Source organism: Leuconostoc citreum (assembly GCF_004354555.1).
GTDB classification, from domain to species: Bacteria; Bacillota; Bacilli; order Lactobacillales; family Lactobacillaceae; genus Leuconostoc; species Leuconostoc citreum.
On sequence record NZ_PUFH01000005.1, the window covers coordinates 409,020 to 427,440 of the forward strand.

At 39.1% G+C, this 18,421-nt stretch carries 16 protein-coding genes; 4 read left to right on the top strand and 12 right to left on the bottom strand.

Features of this window, described 5'->3' with window-relative positions:
- Positions 1 to 33: 33 nt before the first annotated feature.
- From C5L21_RS06430 to thrC, 3 genes are all read right to left on the bottom strand, one after another.
- Complete coding sequence (locus tag C5L21_RS06430; protein ID WP_085698983.1) at positions 34 to 567, bottom strand: 5-formyltetrahydrofolate cyclo-ligase; 534 nt, start codon at positions 565 to 567, stop codon at positions 34 to 36.
- Between the two features lie 44 nt (positions 568 to 611).
- Entirely contained in the window at positions 612 to 1,844 is a 1,233-nt protein-coding gene (gene glyA / locus C5L21_RS06435) for a serine hydroxymethyltransferase (protein ID WP_004906989.1), read from the bottom strand.
- Between the two features lie 115 nt (positions 1,845 to 1,959).
- Positions 1,960 to 3,420 (bottom strand): threonine synthase, encoded by a 1,461-nt coding sequence (thrC, locus tag C5L21_RS06440; RefSeq protein WP_004906990.1) that lies wholly within the window; start codon positions 3,418 to 3,420, stop codon positions 1,960 to 1,962.
- Positions 3,421 to 3,526: 106 nt separating this feature from the next.
- Here thrC and C5L21_RS06445 point away from each other — a divergent pair, with 106 nt between their 5' ends.
- From C5L21_RS06445 to C5L21_RS06455, 3 genes are read left to right on the top strand one after another with little or no spacing between them, the layout of a single operon-like run.
- A complete protein-coding gene (locus tag C5L21_RS06445; protein ID WP_004899783.1) occupies positions 3,527 to 4,813 on the top strand; it encodes a homoserine dehydrogenase in 1,287 nt (428 codons plus the stop codon).
- Positions 4,810 to 5,685, top strand: coding sequence for a homoserine kinase (gene thrB / locus C5L21_RS06450; RefSeq protein ID WP_085698981.1), 876 nt, complete (start codon positions 4,810 to 4,812; stop codon positions 5,683 to 5,685). Before C5L21_RS06445 ends, thrB begins: the two co-directional genes overlap by 4 nt.
- Before the next feature lie 4 nt (positions 5,686 to 5,689).
- The gene (locus C5L21_RS06455) at positions 5,690 to 7,051 is read left to right on the top strand and encodes an aspartate kinase (protein WP_040176838.1); all 1,362 of its coding nucleotides are present in this window, start codon (positions 5,690 to 5,692) and stop codon (positions 7,049 to 7,051) included.
- Positions 7,052 to 7,104: 53 nt separating this feature from the next.
- Here the strand turns inward: C5L21_RS06455 and C5L21_RS06460 are convergent, their stop codons facing one another.
- From C5L21_RS06460 to C5L21_RS06500, 9 genes are all read right to left on the bottom strand, one after another.
- Positions 7,105 to 8,067, bottom strand: coding sequence for an asparaginase (locus tag C5L21_RS06460; protein ID WP_085698979.1), 963 nt, complete (start codon positions 8,065 to 8,067; stop codon positions 7,105 to 7,107).
- On the bottom strand, positions 8,067 to 8,861 hold the full coding sequence (gene recO, locus C5L21_RS06465; protein WP_085698977.1) for a DNA repair protein RecO: 795 nt from the start codon (positions 8,859 to 8,861) through the stop codon (positions 8,067 to 8,069). Before recO ends, C5L21_RS06460 begins: the two co-directional genes overlap by 1 nt.
- A gap of 58 nt (positions 8,862 to 8,919) precedes the next feature.
- Positions 8,920 to 9,831 carry a GTPase Era gene (gene era / locus C5L21_RS06470; RefSeq protein ID WP_085698975.1) on the bottom strand — a complete coding sequence of 304 codons (912 nt, stop codon included), beginning with the start codon at positions 9,829 to 9,831 and terminating at the stop codon, positions 8,920 to 8,922.
- Between the two features lie 69 nt (positions 9,832 to 9,900).
- Positions 9,901 to 10,377, bottom strand: a complete 477-nt coding sequence (locus C5L21_RS06475; RefSeq protein WP_004899795.1) for a diacylglycerol kinase family protein — start codon at positions 10,375 to 10,377, stop codon at positions 9,901 to 9,903.
- A complete protein-coding gene (ybeY, locus tag C5L21_RS06480) occupies positions 10,361 to 10,843 on the bottom strand; it encodes an rRNA maturation RNase YbeY (protein ID WP_004899798.1) in 483 nt (160 codons plus the stop codon). The genes C5L21_RS06475 and ybeY overlap by 17 nt, the downstream gene beginning before the upstream one ends.
- A gap of 2 nt (positions 10,844 to 10,845) precedes the next feature.
- Complete coding sequence (locus tag C5L21_RS06485; protein WP_004899800.1) at positions 10,846 to 11,832, bottom strand: PhoH family protein; 987 nt, start codon at positions 11,830 to 11,832, stop codon at positions 10,846 to 10,848.
- Positions 11,833 to 11,893: 61 nt separating this feature from the next.
- Positions 11,894 to 13,090, bottom strand: a complete 1,197-nt coding sequence (locus tag C5L21_RS06490) for an ammonium transporter (protein ID WP_004907014.1) — start codon at positions 13,088 to 13,090, stop codon at positions 11,894 to 11,896.
- A 142-nt stretch (positions 13,091 to 13,232) separates the two neighbouring features.
- A complete protein-coding gene (gene pyk / locus C5L21_RS06495; protein WP_004899803.1) occupies positions 13,233 to 14,654 on the bottom strand; it encodes a pyruvate kinase in 1,422 nt (473 codons plus the stop codon).
- 95 nt (positions 14,655 to 14,749) lie between these two features.
- Positions 14,750 to 18,091: a DNA polymerase III subunit alpha gene (locus C5L21_RS06500; RefSeq protein ID WP_133286215.1), complete on the bottom strand. Its 3,342-nt coding sequence runs from the start codon at positions 18,089 to 18,091 to the stop codon at positions 14,750 to 14,752.
- A gap of 127 nt (positions 18,092 to 18,218) precedes the next feature.
- On the opposite strand from C5L21_RS06500, the gene C5L21_RS06505 reads away from it, so the two are divergent.
- Entirely contained in the window at positions 18,219 to 18,416 is a 198-nt protein-coding gene (locus C5L21_RS06505) for a YjzD family protein (RefSeq protein ID WP_004899807.1), read from the top strand.
- The last annotated feature ends 5 nt before the right edge of the window (positions 18,417 to 18,421 follow it).

Genomic DNA, 18,421 nt, shown 5'->3' on the forward strand with positions numbered 1-18,421 from the left:
CACATGCTGATCTTATCAGATTACATGTGCTTTTTATACTGTTATGATATGTGCCACTTTTTGATCATGCTGCTCAACTGGTAATACTGCTAACATTTGTACACTTAAAGCCAATGCCACACTATTGCCAGTATACTGAGCTAAAAAGCGATCATAATACCCCGCGCCAAATCCTAAGCGCTGACCCGATATAGTATATGCTAATCCGGGTACAATAACCAAATCAATGGCCGCTGCATTAAAAGTATGATTACTTGTCGGCTCCTTAATATCAAATGCTGCACGAGTATACATTGAATCAGCGTTAATAGCAATAAATTGCATTTGATGATCCATGATTTTTGGTACCACCACCACTTTATGTTCATCCCATGCTTTTTCAATGATAGGTTGCGTATCTAGTTCAAAAGCTGTACTTAATACGACAGCAATAACTTGTGCTTGTTGCCATTGTGATGAATGAAATAATTGACGGCGTAAGTTATTCTCTTCGGTTTGTCTAGGCACCCCAACAAATTCAACTAAGCGTTCTTTTTGCTGTATTCGTAATTTTTTTTTATCTAACATGACTAATCTCCAATATAAAAAAGCTGGTAACCCAGCTGATTATATTATTCAAATAAATGTGTCATAGCTAAAATTTCAGCTTCTTTTTTAACGTCTTTCAGCACTTTTGCATCATCGTAATGATGAATAGCTGTCACAATAAGTTCTGCCACATGGCGTGCATCCGCTTCATTGAATCCCCGTGTCGTAATTGCTGGTGTCCCAATACGAATACCTGAAGTGATGAATGGACTCAATGTTTCATTGGGAAGTGCTTCTTTATTTGTTGTAATCGAAACACTGTCTAAGAGTTCTTGTGTCTGTTTGCCATTCAAACCAGTTTTTGTCAAATCTAAGTTAAACAAATGGTTGTCTGTACCGCCAGCAACAACACGAATATCTTCGGTTGCTGTGAAAACTTCAGCCATAGCTTGTGCGTTTTTAATAATTTGTGCCGCATACGCTTTAAATTCAGGCTGCAATGCTTCGCCAAATGCAATAGCCTTTCCTGCAATAACATGCTCTAATGGACCACCCTGAGAACCTGGGAAAATGGCAGAATTAATTTTTTTCGCATATTTTTCTTGCGACAAAATCACACCACCACGTGGTCCACGTAATGTTTTATGTGTTGTGGAAGTGACTACATCAGCAATACCAACTGGATTTGGATGTAACCCAGCGGCCACTAAACCAGCAATATGCGCCATATCAACCATCAAATAAGCACCCACTTCATCAGCTATTTCACGGAATTTATTGAAATCAATGATACGTGAATAAGCAGAAGCACCAGCAACAATCATTTGTGGTTGTACTTCACGAGCTTGTTTAGCAATTGCTTCATAATCTAACTGTTCACTTTCTGCATCTAGACCGTAAGTATATGATTGATACATTTTACCTGAAAATGATACCTTGGCACCATGTGTTAAATGCCCACCGGCATCAAGATCCATACCTAAAATCTTATCGCCTGGCTGCAAAAATGCCATGTATGCAGCTGCATTAGCCTGAGAACCAGAATGTGGTTGAACGTTGGCATATTCAGCACCAAAAAGTGCCTTCAAACGATCAATAGCCAATTGCTCGACAACATCAACATATTCCGTTCCGCCATAATAACGTTTGTAAGGATATCCCTCAGCATACTTGTTCGTCAATACTGATCCTTGGGCTGCACGAACACCCTTTGACGCGAAATTTTCAGATGCAATTAACTCGATTGTACGATTTTGACGGGCACCCTCTTGTTGAATAGCACTCCATACCTCAGGGTCTAGTTCTTTAAATGACATGACGTTCTCCTAAATTCATTAATAGCTTAATTATAACTTGTTTTTTGACTTTTTTCACTTTTAATTATACGTGTAAAAACGAATTATTGGTTTTTTTATCTAGAAATGTTCGTCATTAAAAGATTTGATGCCTTAAAACTGTTGTCATTTGATTTGGTGCGATAGTTTGCGTATGAATCACTGGTCGCTGAAAAAGCAACTGAATTTGTTCCGGTATGACAACATTGCTTTTGTCAGCGAGTTGCTTTAGGCCATCATATTCATTCAGGGGTGTTTCACCTAGCGCATTGAGTACCGTATCAGCGAATTTAAACGGACTAGCAGTAGCAGCTAAGATAGTTGTCCCAGATATGTCAAGTTGGTTATAAACATATTGCCCAACAGCTGTGTGTGGATCAATTACATAATTTCCCTCTTCAAACACACGTTTAATTGTCTTCAAAACTTCTGTTTGTGAAGCACTCGCGGCTTTAAACTGTGATAAGTTGGCCTGTGTTGACGGTTTTAAAGTGTAATGCCCTTGTTCATCTAAGGCATTCATATATTCTCTTACTTCCTCAGTATTACGACCAGACGCAAAGTATAATAGACGCTCTAAGTTACTGGAAACTAAGATGTCCATTGCAGGGGCGTTGGTTACCTTAAATGTGCGTTGTCGATCATATGTGCCAGTGTTAAAGAAGTCTGTTAAAACATTATTTTCATTTGACGCCACAACAAATTGTGCAACAGGCAAGCCAATCTGACTAGCATAGTAAGCCGCCAACATATTACCAAAATTACCGGTAGGTACAACGATATTAATGGCCTCACCACTTGCAATTTGATGTTGTTTAACTAATTGCGCATAGGCATGAATATAATAAACAATTTGTGGCACTAACCGCCCGATATTAATGGAATTTGCCGAAGAGAATCGCAAATGCTTGTCGGCTAAATCGGCTGCTAACGATTGGTCTGACAATAATGATTTAACAGCTTTCTGCGCATCATCAAAATTACCACTAATAGCCGTTACGTGAGCATTGTGCGCTGGCTCGGTTTGCATTTGTCGTCTTTGAATGTCACTAACACCAACCTCTGGATAAAATACAACAATATCAGTATGTTGTACATCTCCAAAACCACTCATAGCAGCTGTTCCGGTATCACCAGAAGTTGCAGTTAAAATGACAATGCCATCATCAAGACCTTGCTTTTTGGCAGCCGTTGTCATCAAATGTGGCAAAGCCTGTAATGCAACATCTTTAAAAGCTAATGTTGGGCCATGAAATAGTTCAATATAAAACAAATCATCGGCTTGATGATATGACACAATGTCCTCAGTCGTCCACTGTTTACCATAAGCTTTGTCTATCACACAATCGATTTCATTAACACTAAAGTCATCAAAGAAACCGTCAAAGATTAATGTTGCGATATCAGCATAAGTTTGTTTTTGCAGTTGCGTCCAATCCAATTCAATATTTGGCCAACTTTCTGGTACATATAGTCCGCCGTCAGGTGCTATGCCATTGATTATAGCTTGGCTAGCTGTCACCGCTGGTGCTTGACCACGCGTAGAAATATAGTTCATCTTATCTTGGTTCCTTTTGCATTATTGACTAAATTATAACAAAAAACTTCAAAATTATGAAGAAAAATGATAGTATTATTAAGAATAACACGAAAAGGAATTAACTATGGATATTGGAATTGGGCTTTTTGGATTAGGCACCGTGGGCAGTGGTGTCGTAAAAATACTACAAGATAACGCTGACCAAATAGCGAAACGTACTGGCACTCATCTACTTGTTAAGCATGCTGTTGTTAATAATTTAGAGAAAAAGCGCACTGGATTTATTAACAACTTCCCCATTACAAATGATGCCAAAGATATTTTAAACAATCCGGAAATTCAAATTGTAGTTGAGGTCATGGGGACATTAGATCAGGCTTATAAAATTATTAAAGATTCCCTCACTGCTAAAAAGCATGTTGTGACCGCTAATAAAGACCTTATCGCCAGTCGTGGACAAGAACTAGTTGCTATTGCTGAAGCTAATGGCGTGGATTTATTTTTTGAAGCAGCAGTTGCCGGTGGTATTCCAATTCTCAGAACCCTCGCCAATAGTTTTACAGCTGATGAAATTTCTCGTGTTGCCGGTATTATTAATGGGACGAGCAATTTTATATTGACACAAATGACAACCAATAAATTATCATATGCAAATGCTTTACAGTTAGCACAAAAAAAGGGCTTTGCTGAAGCTGATCCCACCAATGACGTGGCAGGATTTGACGCTGCCTATAAACTGATCATTCTATCTAATTTTGCTTTCGGTGTTCAGCCAGCTTTGGACGATCTCACTATCAATGGCATCACACACCTTACCGATGCCGATATTGAAGACGCTAATGCTTTTGGTTATGCTGTTAAATTGCTAGGTGTTGCACAACGTGTTGGTCAAGATGCTAATGCTATTAGCATTGATGTATCACCCTATTTAGTTCCTTTCACACATCCTCTGGCAACAGTTCATAATGAGAATAACGCTGTCCTTGTTAATGGTGAATCTGTTGGAGAAATCATGTTGTATGGTCCCGGTGCCGGTGAACTACCAACCGCCAACTCTGTTCTGAGTGACTTAACCAACATTGCCACGGATATTGCTTTAAACACACCAGGCAGACCATTCAATTCATTTAATCAAAACTTAGATATCGCCAAACCCTCTCAACGCCTATCAAGACGATTCATTGTAATTGAAGTCGATGATACACCCGGTGCTATGTATTCAGTAACGGGCATGTTTGCGGCAGCAAAGATTAGTTTTTCTGATTTAAAACAAACACCAGCAGCTAACGGCACAGCGCGATTAGTTGCACTCACTCATCCAGCAAGCGATGCACAACTTAATGTCATTCAAACGACAATACGCAATGCGGATGGTATTAACCTAGCAGCGGAGTATAAAATTTTCTCATGATAAAAATTAAAGTACCAGCTACTAGCGCCAATATTGGTCCTGGTTTTGATTCGTTGGGTCTTGCGCTAGATCTTTTTCTCACCCTTGAAATACATGAGGCAACAACAACCTGGCAAGTCATTCATGAAGAGCCAGATTTACCACATGATATCACCCATTTTATTGTGCAAGCAGCGCTAACATTAACTAGCAACATGCAACCACATCGTCTTGTGGTGAAGTCAGATATCCCCTTGGCTAGAGGCCTTGGTTCTTCATCGGCTGCTTTATTAGCTGGTTTAACTATGGCTAACATACTTGCCGATCTTAATTTATCCCCAAAAGAAATACTCAAGCAAGCTACAATGTTAGAGGGACATCCTGACAATGTGGCGCCTGCTTTGCTTGGTGGCGCCATTTCAGCTTATTATGACGGTCATCAGGTCTATAACAGCAGTTTCCACATACCTGAAAACATCATCTTTACGGTATTTATTCCAGATTATGAATTAAAAACGGCTGAAGCCAGAAATGCTTTACCTGATGACTTCCCTTTTAAAAAGAGCATTGCTGGTAGTGCCATTAGTAACACACTGATTGCGGCACTAGCCAATGATGACTGGCAAACTGCAAAACAATTGATTGAAAAAGATCAGTTTCATGAACAACAACGTCATCATCTAGTTCCTCATTTATTAGAAATTCGTCACATTGCACATCAGTATGATGTACTAGGAACTTATTTATCTGGGGCTGGGCCAACCGTTATCATTATGGCACCAGAAAATGAGGCCAAAATTTTACTCCCAGCCTTAACCCATCTTACAACGTCTGGAAGGACTATACAGTGCCATTTAAATCGTTCCGGCTTAACTATTACGAAAGAAGAATAATCACATGAAGGTTTCAAAGTTTGGTGGTTCATCACTAGCTGATGGACACCAGTTACAGCGTGTTTTTAATATTGTTAATGCGGATAGCAACCGTAAAATAATTGTTGTCTCTGCGCCGGGTAAACGTTTTACAGATGATATTAAAGTTACTGACCTGCTCATTAAATATGCTGAGGCCACAATCAACGACCAAAATACAGAGACAATTATTTCAGACATCAAACAACGCTATCATGATATTGCTTATCATTTTGGTCTACCACAGGAATCATTGACAGATATTGACCAACAAATTGATCATTTGGCTAAAAAGCATTATCGTTCGTTTGATTATTTATTTGCTGCTTTTGCTGCACATGGTGAATACCTCAATGCGCAGTTAATTGCTAAAGTTTTTACTTACTTGGGCTTACCCGCCCGTTTCATTGACCCAAAGCAAATTGGTCTATTAGTTGATGATAATGCACGTTCTGCAACTTTCAATACACAATCTTATGAAACAATTGCCAAATTAGATCTTTCCACCAGTGAAAGACTCATTATCCCAGGATTCTTTGGCTATACAAATAATGGTGATATGGCAACTTTCTCACGAGGTGGTTCTGACATCACTGGCGCCATTATGGCACGCGCTTTAAGTGCTGATTTATATGAAAACTTCACAGACGTTAGTGCAATTTATGCTGTTAACCCAAATATTATTACTCATCCTGCTGCTATTCACCAGATGACATACGATGAAATGCGTGAATTATCTTATGCTGGCTTTGCTGTATTTCACGATGAAGCGATTATTCCTGCTATCCAAGGTGGTATTCGTATTAATATTAAAAATACAAACGATCCTGATGCACCCGGAACATTTATTGTGCCACCAACTGAAGTCCAAGAAACGCGACCTGTAACTGGTATTGCCAACTCTAACCGATTTGCTGCATTATACTTACATCGTTACTTACTAAACAAGGAAGTTGGCTTCACGCTTCGTATTCTAGAAATTTTAAAGCGTCATAACATTTCCTACGAGCATATGCCGTCAGGAATTGATGATTTGACCATTATTTTTGACAAAACAAATCTTTCTCAAGATAAAGTCGATGCCATGCTGGCTGATATTGCTGCAGACATCAAGCCAGACACGCTGAAATGGTTGCCCAGTTATGGCATTATCATGATTGTTGGCGAAGGTATGCGAAACCGTATTGGTGCGTTAACAGAAATTGTCACACCATTAAAAGAAAATGGCATTAGTCTGCAAATGGTCAATCAAGGGGCAAGTGAAATTTCAATTATGTTAGGTATTCAACCAGACCTTGCAGATAGTGCAGTAAAGGCGATCTATAATAATATTTTTAAAATTGAATAAAACAAAAAGCGTTAACAAATATCAGATTGTTAATGCTTTTTACTTTAATTATCTTAAAGTTGATGCAAATAAGTGTGCAAGGCCGAATCATCTAACCTATTGTCTAACCCAATTAGTAACTTCAACCTTGCTTTTTGACCATTAATACTGGTAGCAAAGATGACGCCTGCTTTTTCAAGCTGCACACCACCACCTAAATAATCATAAACTGGCTCAGCAACGCCATTAAAACTCCTTGATACAACAACGACCGGAATGTTTCGTGACAGTATATATTGCACGCCTTGCGCAGCTTCTCTGGATAAATTACCTGCTCCTAACGCTTCGATAATAATGCCATCAATATTCGAAGCCGCTAGCAATTCCAATAATTGACCATCCATACCTGCATAAGCCTTTAGAACAGGAATTCTTTTATCAACATGGGCTATGGGCAGTATGTGTCGCTTAGGAAGATCATAAAAATAGATAATTTGCCTTTTAGTTAGTAAACCCATAGTTCCACTAATTGGTGAGCCAAATGTGGCCACATTAGTCGTATGCGTTTTAGTGACGAAACGTGCCGCATGAATTTCATCATTCATCACAACCAAAACACCACGATGCTGAGATTCATGTTCAGCTGCAACGCGTAAGGCCGATTGATAATTATACAGCCCATCAGAGCCTAGTTCATTAGATGAACGCATAGCACCTGTCATAACAATTGGCATTGACACATCCAATGTGCTATCTAAGAAAAACGATGTTTCTTCCAGGGTATCTGTGCCATGTGTAATAACGACACCATCAAAAGCACCCTCAGCTTTTAAAATACGTTGTTGCAGCTGTAACATATGTATCGGCCCAATATGCTCGCTTGGCAGATTAAAAATATTTTCTACCGTCAAATCCACATCAGGTAACGTAACCTGTACCCCTGTCAATGGATTTTCAATACCTGTCTCCACATCTCCATCTTCATCTTCGTGCATTGAAATCGTACCACCCGTGTGGAGTACTAATATTTTCTTCATTATTCTGACTTTCCTTCCCCATTTTGCCTAAAATTAATCAACGTATTTTGCCAAGCATGCATTTGTTCGATAAACGTTTTAGCCTTTGGCTTCAAACCGATTTGATTATCATAAATATGGTCAATAACACGCTGTAACCCACGCTTAGTCGTTTCCGAAATATTGATTTGATTAATTTGCCGCAAATCAATAATACTAAATTGTCTCAAATAAAAGACAGTTTTCTGATCTAACATTAATCGATGATCATCTAAGTCGTAATGTTTGTCCGAAATAATGCCATTATACTTCTCAGAATAATCAAACTGACCAACCGATTCACCGCTAATTGGGTCTTGACGCCAATTAGGTGCAACACCTAATGGGACTAAGAGTTGGATTTCGAAAATATTGGCTATAATCTGCGGATCCATTCCTTCATCCAACTTCTGTAAACCTAACACGAATTGATTGTACCAACGTGTTAATTGTTCACCCTCCTCAAATGTTTGATCAATTAAACTAGCAATCAAAGCTGCATAAGCATTGACTTCAATATCATCAATAAGCCGTTGATATATTTTTATTGTCTGTATATCGTTAATATAACCTAAGCCTTGATTATTTTTCGGAAAAGCACCTTCAAAGCTAAGCACTGCATGTGGCTGTAATGCTGAGCCTAATGCGGACTTTGGTTTTTTAGCACCACGCGCCAAAAAAGTTCGCAGACCACCTGTCTCGGTGAGAATACGAACTAATAGATCGTTGTCTTTATATTGTCGCGTACTAAGGATAATCCCGTTAATTACTGTCATTATTTATTAACCAATAACCACAGGATAAACAAATAATGTGGTTTATATCAAAATAGTGTTAATAGTTTTCTTCATTATAACCTAAGGTTTGTAATGCCTGTGGCCTGTCACGCCATCGTGGCTCTACTTTTACCCAAGTTTCTAAAAAGACTTTGTCTCCCATCAGTCGCTCAATATCTTTGCGGGCACGTGTACCGATGTTTTTAATCATTGTCCCTTGCTTCCCAATAATAATATTTTTTTGCGTTGGCCGTTCAACAATAATGGAAGCTTGAATATGAATTTTTTCTTCATCTTCACGGGCAATTTTGTCAATAACTACTGCTACTGAATGCGGCACTTCCTGACGTGTCAATTGCAGTACTTTTTCACGAATTAATTCGCCAATGACAAATCTTTCTGGATGATCCGTTAGCTGGTCGGCATCAAAATACTGTGGCCCTTCATCTAAATGAGACACTACATTATCTAACAGTTCCGGTACATTATCACCTTCAGTAGCAGAAATTGGAAATACTTCAGTCCATGTCGGTGCGTCAACTTGATAGCTTTCGATAATTGCTAATAATTCTTCACGCGCAATGAGATCAACCTTATTGATTAGCAAGTATACTGGTGTTTCAGTGACTTCATTTAATCGACTAATAATAAAGTCATCGCCACGTCCTCTTGGCATTGATGCATCGACAACGAACCAAATGGCATCAGCTTCATGTAAGGCAGAAAAAGCTGATTTCACCATAAAATTACCCAAAGAATTTTGTGGCTTGTGAACACCTGGTGTGTCAATAAAGACAACTTGAGCATTATCTGTTGTATAAATTCCTTGTATCTTGTTTCTTGTTGTTTGTGCTTTATCAGACATAATTGCGATTTTTTCACCAACAATACGATTGAGTAAAGTTGATTTACCAACGTTTGGACGTCCAATAATAGCTACAAATCCTGATTTGAAAGTACTCTCTGCCATAAATTTATTGCGACCTAATGGTCGACTTTCTCCTATTCATCTTCTCATTCAAGCATGTTGGCAATGTCATTACTTCTGAAAATGATGTAACAAATCAGAAAAATTAGTAACAATACCAAACTGACGCCATATATATGGTTGAAATATTAATAACAAAATAATAATTTCAACACCAACGGCCACTAAGACGGCACCGGCAGCGACGTCTTTAGCTAATTTTGCAAGTGGATGATATTTTTTTTCAACAACTAAGTCCACAACTGCTTCAATAATTGTATTCAAAAACTCACTAAAAATTACAATAAACACAGCCATTGTCACCCAGAGCCAATCTGCACGATACAAACCATAATGTAAACCTGTGACCAATATCAAAAAGGCTAACAAAATATGAATCCGCATATTGCGTTCCCGGACCAAAATCATCCAGATACCATTGAGAGAATTACGTAAAGCTCTAAAAAAATTACTATTTCTAGTCGTCTGTTTTTTTTGTGATTCAGGCATGCCTTCTAATGTCGTTTTTTCATTATCTCTTGAGGCCATAATTATCCAGAATTTCCCGTTGCAAGTCAAACATCTCTTTTTCTTCAGCGTCACCTAACATATGATCATAACCATTCAAATGTAGGAAGCCGTGGACTACCAAAAAGCCTAATTCACGCTCATAACTATGTCCTAAATATTCGGCTTGCGCGCCAATAATATCTACCGAAACAATAATATCTCCGATATTCTTAGCGATATCTTCAGTCCAAGCATCATCTGATATTATATCAAAATCATCTTCCCCTTCTTCGATTGCAAAACTAATAACATCGGTTGGTTTATCTACGCCTCGATAATCTCGATTATAGCGCTGAATTTCATCATTGTTAACAAATGTCACGGACATTTCAGTATTAACGGGTAATTTCAAAGCCTCCCCAGCAAAATTCAAAACACTTTCAACTAAATCATGATGGTAACGGCTAACACCATCATGCGTTTGATCAATAATAGCTAAGTCCATTTTTAATGCTCCTTTTTCAGCAATGCAAGTCGCTCTTCTGCTGCCTCATAAGCATTAACAATTAGACCAACAACAGGATGACGAACAACATCTGCACTACTAAAGCGTACAAATGCAATACGATTCACATCTGCCAAAATCTTTTGTGCTGAAATCAAACCAGACTTGGCCCCACGAGGTAAATCAATTTGGGACACATCGCCGTTAACGATCATCTTAGAGCCAAAACCCAATCGGGTCAAGAACATTTTCATTTGCTGATTTGTTGTATTTTGCGCTTCATCCAAAATGATAAATGCATCATCTAAAGTACGGCCACGCATATAAGCCAGTGGCGCAATTTCAATTACACCCCGATCCATCAAACGCTGTGTTTGCTCAGCACCAATAATCGCATTCATAGCATCATATATTGGACGCAAATATGGGTCAACTTTTTCTTTAAGGTCACCAGGCAAAAATCCCAATGATTCACCAGCTTCAACAGCAGGTCGTGTAATAATAATACGTTCAACTTCACCACGTTTTAGAGATGAAATTGCCATAACAACGGCTAGGTAGGTTTTTCCCGTACCTGCCGGACCAATACCAAAGGTTATATCATTCTTTCTGATTGCTTGTATATATTGACGTTGGCCAAAGTTTTTAACTCGAACAGCTCGTCCCTTGTTATCTCTGATTAATGTTTCCGAGTATAAATCGCCAAAATACTCCAGCGTCCCTCTTTGTGCCATTGTTACGGCACTAACGACATCTGTCGGCGACAGATTGATTTGATGTTTAATCAAGTTAGTTAATTCTGATAACACTGCCCGCGCCAACTGCACTTGCGATTCATCGCCAGAAATGGTCATTTGATCGCCACGCGCATGTAATTGAACTGATAGTCCTTCTTCAATTAAACGGAGGAAATTGTCATTAACCCCAATCAATTTTGTCTGTTGTTCTGCGTTTTCAAATGTAAAAATTTGCTGTATTTGTGCTGACAAATTGCAAATCCCCTTTACCTTATTTCTTTTCATTTTAACACAAAAAAAGGGCTAATGCCCGTTATTCCACTGTTAAATCATGCATAATCACATCATAGCCCTTAGCCTCTTCTTCAGGAGTTAACCGCAATGGTGCAGCAATAATTTCAGTAATTTTAGCTAATATAAAAGTACCCACTGCAGCAAAGACGACTGTAAATAAAATAGCCACTAACTGTTTCCAAAGTAGTGAAGCGTCACCACTAATTAAGCCGGCCACGCCACCAATTTGTTTATCTGCAAAAACACCTGTTAGTAACGCACCAACAGCGCCACCAATACCATGTATCCCAAAGGCATCAAGGGTATCGTCATACCCAAAACTATTTTTAACAAATGTTATGCCAGCGAATCCTACAAAGCCAGCAATCAGTCCCATAATTACCGCAGCCCATGGTGCAACAAAGCCAGCAGCAGGTGTAATGGCGACTAGACCAGCCACACCACCACTTGTAATGCCGGTTAACGTCGCACGTTGGTGTAAGTAGTATTCAGCTAATGCCCACGTTAAGACGGCAGCAGCCGAAGCTAGCCAAGTGTTGACCAATGCCAATACCGCTGTTCCATTAGCAGCTAGTGCAGAACCTGAGTTGAATCCAAACCACCCAACCCATAGTAAGGCACCACCAATCAAGACGTAAGACGGCCGAACTGGAATATGCTTGGATTGGTGCCGATGACCAATCATTAGCGCTAAGACAAGACCTGTAACACCACTAGAAATATGCACAACAGTACCACCAGCGAAGTCAATTGCTCCTAATTTAGCCAGGAAGCCACCACCCCAAACCATGTGTGCCAAAGGAGAATAGATAACAATTAACCATAAAATCATAAAGACAATCATTGCTTTAATTCGAACACGTCCTATGACTGAGCCAGTGATAATAGCAGCTGTGATAATTGGAAACATGCCTTGAAATAATGCAAAAGCACCATCAGGTATTGTTAACCCTCTACTTGATCGATTAAAGGAAACGTCGAACATCAAAATATGATTTAAATTACCAATCACATCACCACTACCGCCAAACGCTAGCGAATAACCTGCAAAAAACCAAACCAAAGTAGCAATACCAATAATTAAAACTGGCACAAACATAGTATGTAATAGATTGCGTTTTTCACCAAGACCGCCGTAAAACAGTGCCAATCCCGGTGTCATTAACCAAACTAATGCCGCTGATATTAATACCCAAGCCAAATCACCTGTATTCATAAAAGAACATGCCTCCATTTCTCATTGATATAATTTTATCAGGTAGACCAATTATATAAATGAAAGATGATAGGTTTTGTGACATGTCATTTCAGAAAACGATGACACAAAAAAGACTACACTTCTGTAGTCTTTAAAACCATTATACTGTTTGCACAGTAATCATGTTAGTTGTACCAGATTGTGACATTGGCACACCGGCAGCGATAACGATTGTATCACCGCTTTCTGCCAAGCCTTGTTCCTTAACAGCTGTCTTAGCTAACGCAATCATTTCATCAATTGTTGATGGTGCATCATAAACAACTGGCAACACACCATAATTCAAAGTCAAGCCACGTTGTACGCGTTCTGAGTACGTTACGGCCAAAACATTCACATCAGGACGGTGTTTTGATACCATGCGGGCAGTGTAACCTGAGTTTGTTGAAACAACAACTGCCTTGGCATTAACACTGCGTGCAATACGTGTGACAGCTGAAGCAACAGCTTCAGTTGAATCAGATTCATCGAAGACGATTTCTTCATGACGACCATTTTCACGTAATGATGTTTCAGCCTTTTCATCAATAGCAGCCATTGTGGCAACAGATTCAACTGGATAATCACCATTAGCTGATTCACCTGACAACATTGTTGCATCTGTACCATCAAAGACGGCATTGGCAACATCGGAAGCTTCGGCACGTGTTGGACGTGGGTTCTCTTCCATTGAGTCAAGCATCTGTGTTGCTGTAATAACTGGCAAACCAATCTTGTTCATCTTGCGAATCATGTCCTTTTGAACCAAAGGCACATTTTCAGCAGGAATTTCAACACCCATGTCACCACGTGGTACCATCAAGGCGTCTGAAACTTCAAGAATAGCATCTAAGTTGTCGATACCTTCTTGTGATTCAATCTTAGGAATAATTTGAACGTGTTCCATGTTCTTTTCTTTCAAAAGTTCACGAATTTCTAACACGTCTTCTGGCTTACGAACAAATGATGCTGCAATATAATTGATTTCGTGGTCTAAACCAAAACGAATATCATCAGCATCTTTTTCTGTAATACCTGGTAAGTTAATTGATACACCTGGTGCGTTAACACCCTTACGTGATCCCAAGATACCATCGTTGTCAATGCGAACAACAAGTTCACGGTTGGCATCATCTTTTTCAAGAACAGTCGTACCAAGCAAACCATCGTCAAACAAAACTTGTCCATTGACATTAACGTCATCAAACAATCCGGCGTAAGTCACAGCAATCTTTTCTTTAGTACCCTCAATGTTATCATCCATTGAGATACGAAGTGTGTCACCTGTATGGAATTCAATCTTACCGTCGACTTGCTTTGTTGTACGGATTTCAGCACCCTTTGTGTCCAACAAAATACCTACTGTCTTACCAGTAATCTTTTCTGCCTCATGAACTGCGTTCATGCGACCCAAATGTTCCTCGTGATCTCCGTGTGAGAAGTTGAAACGGAATACGTTTGCGCCCGCCTCGATCAACTTAACGATTGTTTCGACATCAGATGATGACGGACCAAGTGTTGAGACGATTTTCGTCTTTTTCATGGTTAAATAGCTCCTTAGTTATCTTGGTTGTTGCTTGTGCAACTCTACCCAAACTCTATTTTATACATTATTATTTATTTATACAAGCCATAATCTTAACGACTTCTTCTGAATACAATATTGTCGTAGCCTAGTAATGGCGCTAGTTCACGAATGATAGCGGTTTCACTATTCATCCAAAACTTCGCGTCAATTTGCTGATTTTGATCACTTTTTTGCCAGTGAATGATGATAGGATTATCACCATGATGTTTTTTAAAAATCTCTATCACAGCGTGTCGGTTAGCCTCGTTATCGTGTTCTTCATCAAACCGCAAAAACCAGGTACCACTTTCAGCAGTCGGTATTTGCGGTGGTGCCGTTATCTGACGTGCAATAACTGACATTTTGCCGTTATAACTATCAGATTGACCAGTTATTTGAATCATGTTGCCTGTCTTCAACATGTCACTAATTTTGACAAATAGTTGATGAAAAATAGTCAGACTAATTGCTCCAGTAGTATCTGAGACAGTGACAAAGGCCATTGTTTCACCTTTTTTTGTACGTGTTTGTCTAACACTATCAATCATGACAATCATTTTCACTGGTTCTTTAGCCAGCGACACATCTGCAATTTGTTGAAAATCATTTTGTTTTATAATACTGGCAAAAGTGTCTAATGGATGACCTGATAAATTAACGCCGATAGTCTCTTTTTCATGCACTAATTTTTCAGTGAGCGTTATGTCGGCCATTTTCTTGATTTTAGTCTCACTCAAAATTAACTCACCGAAACTGGCAGCCTCAATTAAATCATCTAATGCAGTGACTAACTCAACACGATTATAACCAAAACTGTCAAGTGCACCAGCATAGACCATTTGCGTTAAAATATCCCGCTTGCGAAATTTTTCTGGGAGACGGCGAACGAGTGACTGTATCGACTCAAACGGACCATTATTTTTTCTTTCGTCAATGAGTGCTGCTACAAAATCTGTACGTACACCCTTGATGCTGTGCAAACCCATTTGTAGAAAATCTTTATTGATAGTCCAAAAACGGTCTGATTGGTTGACATTAGGGGCCTTCACAACAATGCCACGTGCTTTTGCTTCTGTGACGTAAAGTCGAATTTTGTCAGGTGACCCTAGATTAGCGTTAAGTAATGCTGTAAAAAAAGCAATGGGATAATGTACTTTCATATACGCCAATTGAAATGACAATTTGCTATACGCTACAGCATGAGACCGATTAAAACCATAATTGGCAAATTCATCAATATATGCAAAAATCTGCTCCGCTTGTGATTGGTCATGGCCTTGACTAACCGCCCCGGAAATAAATTTACCGTGCATATCGGCCATTTGTGCTAATTTTTTCTTAGACATAGCACTACGCAAGACATCGGCTTCACCTAAAGTGAATCCGGCATATTTTTCTGCTACCAACATAACCTGTTCCTGATAAACAATAATACCAAAAGTAGGGGCTAAAATAGTTTTTAAGCTCGGGTCTAAGACGGTAACAGTTTCTTGACCGTGACGACGCTTAATAAAAGATTCAATATTACGACTTGGTCCTGGACGATAAAGCGCATTTACGGCAACAATATGTTCAAATGTAGCAGGTTGTAGTTGCTTCAAAACATGCTTAATACCTGATGATTCAAATTGAAAGACACCATTAGTATCACCCTTGGCATATAATGCCAACGTTGCTTTATCATCTAAAGGCACGTGGCCAATATCAAAGCGATCAGGTAAATATTGTTTTGCATAATACAAGGTCTGTGCCAAAATCGTTAAGTTTGACAAGCCCAAAATATCAATTTTTAATAGTCCTAATGCCTCAACTGGATTTTTCTCAAATTGTGTTAACAATCGCGATTCCGAGCCTGATTGTACGGGCAATGTATTCACAAGTGGCGAATCACTCAAAACCACACCTGCAGCATGTGTTGAATAATTTCGTGGTAAACCTTCTATCTTTTGTGCCGTTTTCAGCAATAAATCACCATTATCAATATCATCTAAAACACGAGATAACGCATCAGAGTCTTTTAAAGCGTCCCCAATTGTTACCCTTCTTCCTTGCTTACCCTGTGGTACGGCATTACTAATACGACTCATCATCGTTTGTGATACGCCAAAAACACGTGCGGTATCACGCAAAGCCTGTTTAGCAGCCAGTGTACCAAAAGTAATAATTTGCGCAAAATTACGCTGGCCGTATTTTTGATGAAGATATGCTAGAACATCTTCTCGCCGATTATCTGGCCAATCAATGTCAATATCCGGCATTTGCACACGCTCTGCATTCAAAAAGCGCTCAAACAAAAGACCAAATTTAACAGGATCAATATCGGTAATTCCTAATGAAAACGCTACAAGTGACCCAGCAGCAGAACCTCTGCCAGCACCCAATTGAATGTGATTTTGTTTGGCAAAATTAACAATATCCCACACAATCAAAAAGTAATCATTAAAACCTAGTTTATTAATAATTGCTAATTCGTTGTGTAAACGCTCTAAATACTGGGCGTGTTGCTGGCTTGTAATATGCATTTTAGCATTCAAGCCTGTCATAGCTAGATTTTTGAGATATTCAGCCGCATTGGCTGTTTCAGGTGGGAGTTGAAATGATGGTAAAGCTGTTGTTTGCTTAAATGTTAATGAAAAATGGCTACGTGCAACAAGCTGTTCATTGTTTTTAAAAGCTAGCTTAAGCGCCTCATCATCTTGATAGCTTTGTCTTAATTGCTCAAAGTCTACTAAAACATGTGAGCCCGATTGTTGTGCTAAAGCCTTGATACCATCTAACTTAACATTAGCATCAATTGCTTTCAAAACTTGTGTTGTGAAGGCATCGTCAGCGTTTAAATAATCAACATCGTCTAAAGCTACCAATGACGCTTGATGTATTTGACTAAACTGTGCCAGTCGCGCCCGTATTTGTGGCGCAAGTTGCGGATGAATGCCAATATATAAATGTTGATCATCAATCTTATTCGATAGCTGATGCCAATAATTATCAACCTCTTGATACTCAGAGGCAATTAATTGTGATAACTCACTATCATGCGGTAAAATGACATGAATACCTTGCAAATGCTCCACCAACAGGTCAAAAGTCATCGTCGTGTCCTGAGCTGTCATTTTGGCGGATGATAACCACATCAGATTTTGATAGCCAGTTTGGTTTTCTGCAATCAGTACCAGTGGAAATGTCGTTGATGTATTAACTAAGCCATTCACTTGAAGCGTGACACCAAAGAGTGGCTTAATCCCCATGTCTTTTGCTTTTTGATAAAACTCAACCGCCCCATACATGACATTAATGTCCGTTAAAGCAATAGCCTCATAATGGCGGTCTTTCGCAGTTCTAATAATTTGCGTTATTGTATTAGGATTTTTCAATAAGCTATATGCGCTTAAAATTTGTAAAGGTGCGTACATTAGGCCTCCGTTACTTGCCGTATTCTAATACGAAACTTTGTTCCCTTTAATTATACACGAAAACCTCTTAAAAAGGTTGCGCTTTTCACAAAAAGGCGTATGATAGTTTTGTAAAGAGGTGGAACACATGAAATTTATTACAGTTGCTGTCTGGTCAGCTATTTTCGGCGAAATTTTAGGCTACATCGTTTCCCAATTAACAGCAGGCACTTATTCATTTACAACCGTTGCCATTATCGCCATTGTTGTTGGCGAAATTGCACTTGTTGCGATACCTGCTATTTCTGGTTCAGCTGCCTCAAAAGAAACGTTAGCTGAAAAATAAAAAAG